The 8,044-nt window shown below is 33.9% G+C and carries 7 protein-coding genes; all 7 read right to left on the bottom strand.

Annotated features, from left to right (window positions below; translation table 11 throughout):
• On the bottom strand, positions 1-1,341 hold a 1,341-nt coding region (gene ftsA, locus VFS71_RS08510), incomplete at its 3' end, for a cell division protein FtsA (protein WP_326400567.1).
• A 6-nt stretch (positions 1,342-1,347) separates the two neighbouring features.
• Positions 1,348-2,070 (bottom strand): cell division protein FtsQ, encoded by a 723-nt coding sequence (locus VFS71_RS08515; protein ID WP_326400569.1) that lies wholly within the window; start codon positions 2,068-2,070, stop codon positions 1,348-1,350.
• Positions 2,057-3,406: a UDP-N-acetylmuramate--L-alanine ligase gene (gene murC, locus VFS71_RS08520; protein WP_326400571.1), complete on the bottom strand. Its 1,350-nt coding sequence runs from the start codon at positions 3,404-3,406 to the stop codon at positions 2,057-2,059. Before murC ends, VFS71_RS08515 begins: the two co-directional genes overlap by 14 nt.
• A 79-nt stretch (positions 3,407-3,485) precedes the next feature.
• Complete coding sequence (gene murG, locus VFS71_RS08525; RefSeq protein ID WP_326400573.1) at positions 3,486-4,574, bottom strand: undecaprenyldiphospho-muramoylpentapeptide beta-N-acetylglucosaminyltransferase; 1,089 nt, start codon at positions 4,572-4,574, stop codon at positions 3,486-3,488.
• Between the two features lie 79 nt (positions 4,575-4,653).
• Positions 4,654-5,973: an FtsW/RodA/SpoVE family cell cycle protein gene (locus tag VFS71_RS08530; RefSeq protein WP_326400575.1), complete on the bottom strand. Its 1,320-nt coding sequence runs from the start codon at positions 5,971-5,973 to the stop codon at positions 4,654-4,656.
• 83 nt (positions 5,974-6,056) lie between these two features.
• Entirely contained in the window at positions 6,057-7,388 is a 1,332-nt protein-coding gene (gene murD, locus VFS71_RS08535) for a UDP-N-acetylmuramoyl-L-alanine--D-glutamate ligase (protein ID WP_326400577.1), read from the bottom strand.
• A gap of 1 nt (position 7,389) precedes the next feature.
• The coding region (gene mraY / locus VFS71_RS08540; RefSeq protein WP_326400578.1) for a phospho-N-acetylmuramoyl-pentapeptide-transferase at positions 7,390-8,044 on the bottom strand (655 nt) is incomplete at its 5' end.

Genomic DNA, 8,044 nt, shown 5'->3' on the forward strand with positions numbered 1-8,044 from the left:
AAACGATCTTCTTATTTTATTTTCAGTAGATTCCTCTCTAACAGGATCTACTTGAAGTACTCTTTCAGGTTGTACATAAACCTCTTCTTTAATTTCTACTTTTTCTTCTACAATAGGCTCTCTATAATAAGTTACTTTTTCTGGTGTTACTGTTGCCTGCATTTTAACTGCACTTTGTGTTTTGTTTTCAATGCTGTTCATTACCAGTCCAACTGCTGTAGCATATAATGGACTTGAAATTTCTTCATCTGAGTTTCCAGCTAGGTGCTCGTTTGGATAACCAATTCTTGTATCCATTCCGGTAATGTATTCTACCAATTGCTTGATATGTTTCAATTGTGCACCACCTCCTGTAAGAACGATTCCCGCAATCAATTTTTTTCGAGGATCTTCATGTCCATAAGCTCTTACTTCGGTAAAAACTTGCTCAATGATTTCAACAACTCTGGCATTTATTATTTTCGAAAGGTTTTTTAACGAAATCTCTTTAGGCTCTCTTCCTCTTAATCCAGGTATAGAAACAATCTCATTGTCTTTATTTTCACCTGGCCAAGCTGAACCAAATTTCACTTTCAATAATTCGGCTTGTTTTTCTATAATCGAACAACCTTCTTTAATATCATCTGTGATTACATTACCTCCAAAAGGTATCACCGCAGTATGACGAATAATTCCATCTTTGAAAATGGCTAAATCTGTTGTTCCTCCTCCAATATCGATAAGAGCAACACCTGCTTCTTTTTCTTCCTGACTCAAGACGGCATCAGAAGAAGCTAATGGTTCCAATGTCAAACCTGACAATTCAATACCTGAACTTTGAATACATCTTCCAACGTTTCTGATTGAAGAAGCCTGTCCTACTACAACATGAAAACTGCTTTCCAGTCTTCCACCATACATTCCGATTGGTTCCTTAACATCCGATTGACCGTCAATTTTAAATTCTTGAGGCAATACATGAATAATCTCTTCTCCTGGCAACATGGCCAATTTATGAACCTGATTGATCAATAAATCAATATCACTTCCACCAATAACTTCTTCAGGATTGCTTCTACTGATGTAATCGCTATGCTGAATACTTCTGATATGCTGACCTGCTATACCAACTACAACATCTTTTATTTTATATCCTGAATTATTTTCTGCCTCAAGTATTGCTTGCTGAATAGATTGAATGGTTTGTGTAATATTATTTACAACACCTCTTGCCACACCTAAACTTTTAGATTTTCCAACACCTAAAATTTCAAGCTTCCCATACTCATTCTTTTTGCCTATCATGGCAACAATTTTCGTCGTCCCAATATCTAGACCTACTGCAATATTCTCTTTTTCCATTTTCTATTATTTTGTGCAAACTACTTGTTCCGTAAATCTGAGATCTATTTTTTTATATTTATATAAAGAACTGTCCAAACTTACTTTTTGAAAAAAAGCTTTATAGTTTTGAAATTTACGTTCTACATTTATCAAACTACCAAAATCAATTTGATAATTATAATTTCTATTGAGCATTAATAAGCTACCATTAGGCATAATTTGTATCCCAATGATGTTTTTTCTCAAAAACGCATCATCATAAATTATCTTAAATAATTTAAATAAATCTTTGTTATTTTTCTTGTTTATCTCCCCAGAAACAAGTGGAACTCGAGCTGTGAAATTTGCCGATAAAGGCATGGTATTTCCCTCACTGTCAATATAGAAGGAACCCTCATCATTAAAGACTCTAGCTATAGGCGTCTTTTGTTTCACAACTGCTTTTAGAACACCATCGATACTCACATAAACGTCTGCTTTCTCGATCATTTCTTGAGCATTTAATACTTGCTCCAATCTATTCAAATCTAGCCTATCTTTTCTTATAGTTTTAGCATTCGAATTATTTTCTATCAACAATTTATTAACCGTTTCACTTTTTAAATAAAGAGAGTTTTCACCTACAAAAACAATTTCCGATTTAGTTAATTTTCTTTTGGAATTTCGTTTTGATGTAAACGAAAAAAGGAAAATAACCAAAACAAACATTAGCAATAATCTTACATTATTCCAATTAAAGGCTTTCATATAATGCTTTTTTTATTGAAGGAACCATTTCTCCTAAATCTCCTGCACCAATCGTTACAATAACACTGGCATCATTTGCTAAAATCGAAGGAATTAAATCTTCTTTACTAACAATTTTTTTATGCTCATTTGACATTTTATCCATTAACCATTGTGAATTAATACCTTCCATAGGCAATTCACGTGCCGGATAAATTTCCATTAAAAAAACTTCATCAAAAGCGGACAGACTTTTAGCAAAATTATCTGCAAAGTCTCTTGTTCTACTGAATAAATGAGGCTGAAAAATTGCTAACACTTTTTGACCTGGGTACAATTCCCGAACGGCTTGATGAACAGCATTAATTTCAGTAGGGTGATGTGCATAATCATCGATATATACCAAATTATCTTCTTTAACTTGATACGAAAAACGTCTTCTAATTCCTTTAAAAGAAGCTAAAGCTTTAGCAATAACCTCGGTCGGGGTGCCGTAGGTTATTGCCATAGCCAATGCCATCAAAGCATTCATTAAGTTATGCTTACCAGGCAATCCAAAACGCAAATCTTTAATAATTCCGTCTGGAGTTTTAACATCAAAAACGTAGCTTCCGCTTTCTATTCTTACATTGAAGGCTTCAAAAACAGCTTCTTCATTAACTCCACAAATCATTCCTTCAATAGGCAATTCACTGGTTATAAAAAGCTTCCTTTTATCTTCAACTTTATTGGCAAATTCAACAAATGACTCTTCAATTGCTGCGCTCGTACCGTAAATATCCAAATGATCGGCATCCATAGATGTAATACAAGCGATATTTGGGTGTAAATGCAAGAAGGAACGATCAAATTCATCAGCTTCAACAACAGTAACTGTTTTACCGTTTCCAATTAAATTAGAATCATAATTCTCAACTATTCCTCCTATAAAAGACGTCACATCGGCTCCACTTTCATACAAAATATGACCTAAAATACTAGAGGTCGTGGTTTTTCCATGAGTTCCTGCCACTGCAAAACAAAAAGTATCTTTGGTAATAATACCCAAAACTTCTGCTCTCTTTTTTACTTGATACTCTCTTTCCAAGAAATAATTCCACTCCGAATGTTTAACTGGTACTGCAGGAGTAATTATTACTAATGTATTTTCAACAAAATAATCAGTTGGAATTAGATTAATATTATCTTCAAAATGAATATCAATTCCACTTTCAATCAATTCACTGGTAAGAATAGAAGGTGTTTTATCATAGCCCGACACTTGTTTTCCAATAGTTTTGAAATAACGAGCCAAAGCACTCATTCCGATTCCTCCGATTCCTATGAAATAGACGTTCTTAATTTGATTTAAATTCATTTTGCTTCTTATTTTAATTTATCAGGATTATCCGCTTTCATGCTTCACATTCAACATGCTAATCGATTCATTAACTTTATTATTTAATCAACTTAACAATTGCATCAACAATTTGTTCTGTTGCTTTTGGCCTAGCCAATAGTTTAATATTCTCACTTAATTGATCTTGCTTTCCTTGGTCTTTTATCAACGATTCGAATACCAAGCTAAAGTCTTCATCCAATTGTGATTCTTTAAGCAAAATAGCTCCTTTCTTTCTCACTATTGCTTCAGCATTTTTAGTTTGGTGATCTTCGGCAACATTAGGAGAGGGAATAAAAATCACCGGTTTCCCAACAATACACAGCTCTGAAACAGAAGAAGCTCCGGCTCTCGAAATAACAACATCTGCAGCAGCATAAACCAAATCCATTCTTTCAATAAAAGCTACAACCTGTACATTATGTTTATTATATTTTTTATAATCTTCTAAATAAAACTTCCCACATTGCCATATCACCTGCACATTTAAAGAAAGTAGAGTATGCAATTCTTTTTCGATCAATTGATTGATTCTTCTGGCACCAAGACTACCGCCGAGAACCAACAGTGTTTTTTTGGATGGATCTAAATTGAAATATTCGATAGCTTCTTTTCTTTTATCCTGAATATCCAATAAATCTTGACGAACTGGATTGCCCGTCAAAATTATTTTATCTTCTGGAAAAAAACGCTCCAAATGATCATAAGCAACACAAATGCTGTTTGCTTTTTTACTTAAAAGTTTATTAGTAATTCCCGGATAAGAGTTTTGTTCTTGGATTACAGTTGGAATATTCATGCTATTGGCCATTTTCAACAATGGTCCACTGGCGAATCCGCCTGTACCAATAACAACATCCGGTTGGAATTTTTTTATAATTTTTCTGGATTCCCATAAACTATTCAATAATTTAAATGGAAACATTGCATTTTGGATAGTTAATTTTCTCTGTAGACCAGCAATCCAAAGACCTTTAATTTTATAACCTGCTTGAGGCACTTTTTGCATTTCCATTTTGTCTTTGGCACCAACGAACAAAATTTCAGCATCGGGAAAACGAGACTCCAATTCGTTTGCAATTGCAATCGCAGGATAAATGTGTCCCCCTGTACCTCCTCCACTCAAGATAAATCTATGTTTTGCCATTTTGAAAAAATTTCTAAGTTGCTTCTTTTAATACTAAATTGTAACGAACTGTATTATTTATAAATCCTAATAAACCCAATTATTTTAACACCGCATTCATTGGGTTCTTTGAATTATCCGTAATTGAATAATCACTTGTGTCAAAATTGTCATTTACATTTTTAAAATCTGCTTCCTCAAGATCTGCTTCCAATTCTCTATCAATAAGTTTTTGAAGTATTTCTTCTCTTTTTTCTTTTTCTAATTTTTCTAGTGCAATTTCTTCTTCTTTTTTGGTCACGCTCAAAATAATTCCGAGTCCAAAACAAGTCATCCAAATCGAACTACCTCCACTACTTATCAAAGGTAATGTTTGTCCAGTTACCGGTAATAACTCTACGGCAACCGCCATATTAATCATCGCTTGAAAAATCATTGGAAATCCTAACCCTATCACCACCAATTTTCCAAAGAGGGTATTTGCTTTATGGGAGGCGACTACAAATCGGAATAATAAAAGTAGATACAATATAAGAACTCCCAAACCTCCTACAAGTCCATATTCTTCAACAATTATGGCATAAATAAAATCCGAAGAAGACTGTGGCAGGAAATTTTTCTGAACACTTTTCCCAGGTCCCAAACCATATATCTGTCCTGAAGCAATAGCAATTTTCGCCTTTTCTATTTGATAATCATCTTCATCAGCTTTATTGCTTGTAAAATTCTCAATACGACTTTGCCATGTCCCTACCCTGCTGAAAAATTTAGATTCAGGAAAAGCTTTTGACATTAAAAAAAATAAAGTCAAAATCACAACTCCAGAACCTATGATAAAAAAGATATACTTCAAAGGATATCTACCAATGAAAGCAAGCATAAGTACCATTGAAAAAATCAAAGCTGTAGTAGAAAAATTGGCTGGTAAAATGAACATCAATGTTATAAAAACCGGGGTCCACAGTTCCCATATAGAAGACTTAAAAGTGATAGGTGTTTCTCTGGTTTTGGACAAATAACGAGCTACAAAAATGAACAACATAATTGCCGCCAATGTTGATGTCTGAAAAGACAACCCTATAAAAGGAATTTGAATCCATCGACTGGCATTGGCACCTGCAATCACGGTTCCTTTTACTAAAGTATAAGCCAATAAAAGCCAAACTATAGGCAATCCCGCTTTGGAAATGGCTCTAAAATAATGATAAGGGATTTTATGAACCCAATAAATAATTAAAAACCCAATACAGATATGAGCAAAATGTTTTACCAAATACCCTAATGTATTCCCCGTACCATGACCTAAATAAGCCAAATTACTACTTGCACTAAAAACTGGCATAAAAGAAAACAGGCCCAATAAGGCCACGAATGACCAAATGCCTTTATCTCCTTTTAGCTTGTTAATTAGTTCTTTCATTTTTGAATTTTAGAATTAAGTTTTTAGATTTATAGATTTGAACTCAGTTAAGAAATTAAAATCTAATTTCTAGAAACTTCAATTTATAGATTTTTAACTGCTTGTTTGAATTGTCGTCCTCTATCTTCATAGCTTTCAAACAAATCAAAACTGGCACATGCTGGCGATAATAATACTGTATCTCCTTTTTCAGATAAACGTTGAGCCATACGAACTGCTTCATTCATACTTGTTACTTCAACCATTATATCAACCACATTTCCGAAAGCATCGATAATTTTTTTATTATCAACCCCTAAACAAACAATTGCTTTTACTTTTTCTCGAACTAACGACATTAATTCATGGTAATCATTTCCTTTATCAACTCCCCCTACAATCCAAACGGTTGGCGTGTTCATACTATCTAAAGCAAAAAACACTGAATTTACATTGGTAGCTTTTGAATCATTTATATATTGAACATTTTGGATCTTCAAGACTTTTTCCAAACGATGTTCAACACCTTGAAAATTAGACAAACTTTCACGAATCGTTTCTTTTCTTATTTGCAAAATTTTTGCAACAGAAGTAGCAGCCATAGCATTCTTTAAATTATGTTTTCCTTCTAATGCAATGTATTCTGTGTCCATTGTAAACTCTTCTTGATTGATCTTTACTTCCATTTTGTTGTTTTTTATATAAGCTCCTTCAGTAAATTCGTCGGTTAACGAAAAAGGAATTAATTTGGCTTTAACTTTATTTTTACTCAACCATTCCAAAATGGCTTCATCGTTTGCATCATAAATAAGGTAATCTTCCTCCGTTTGATTCATCGTGATACGAAACTTAGACTCTATATAATTTTGATATTTATAATCATATCGATCTAAATGATCTGGACTAATATTCGTTATTATTGCGATGTCCGGTCTGTAATCCACAATTCCATCCAACTGAAAACTGCTCAACTCTATCACATAAAAATCGTAATTATTATCTGCGACCTGCCAAGCAAAACTTTTACCTACATTTCCAGCCAATCCCACATTCAAACCTGCTGTTTTCAACAAATGATGCGTAAGCATTGTCGTTGTTGTTTTCCCGTTACTGCCCGTTATCCCGACTGTAAGAGCATTTGTAAAAGGAGCTGCAAATTCAATCTCGGAGATTATAGCAATGCCTTTACTTTTTAATTGCTTTACAATTGGTGATTTATCTGGAATACCAGGACTTTTCATAACCAAATCGGCATTCAAAACCAAATCTTCAGTATGTTTTCCTTCCTCCCAAGCGATGCCATTTATAATTAACACCTCTTTATAACTATCTTTTATCTTTCCGAAATCGGATACAAAAACATCATAACCTTTTTTCTTACCGAGAATAGCAGTACCAACTCCACTTTCTCCTCCTCCTAAAATAACTAGCCTCATATTATCTCAATTTCAGTGTAACAATTGACAAAATGGCCAGCATTATAGCTACTACCCAAAATCGCGTCACTATTTTACTTTCATGGTAACCTTTCTTTTGATAGTGGTGATGTAGTGGCGACATTAGAAAAATCCTTCGCCCTTCGCCAAAGCGTTTTTTGGTATATTTAAAATAGCTTACTTGTAAAACAACAGAGAAGTTTTCAACCAAAAAGATTCCACACAATAAAGGAATCAGCATTTCTTTTCGAACAGCAATTGCCAGTACCGCAATAATTCCTCCTATAGTTAAACTTCCTGTATCTCCCATAAAAACCGAAGCCGGATAGGAGTTATACCAAAGAAAACCAATCAAAGCACCGAGAAACGAAGCTATAAAAACGGTCATCTCTCCCGAATTGGGTATATACATTATATTCAGATAGTTTGAGAAAATAATATTCCCCGAAACGAACGTAAAAATCGCTAATGCGAACACGGAAACAGCAGAGGTTCCCGCGGCTAAACCGTCTATACCATCAGTTAAATTTGCTCCATTTGAAACAGCCGTAATAATAAAAATCACAATAGGAATAAAAACCAACCAAGCCCATTTTTCATATCCTTCGCCCGTCCAAGCTAAAAGTTCGGCGTAATCAAATTCATTATTTTTAAAA

The sequence above is a fragment of the Flavobacterium sp. genome (assembly GCF_035760125.1).
Taxonomy (GTDB): Bacteria; Bacteroidota; Bacteroidia; order Flavobacteriales; family Flavobacteriaceae; genus Flavobacterium.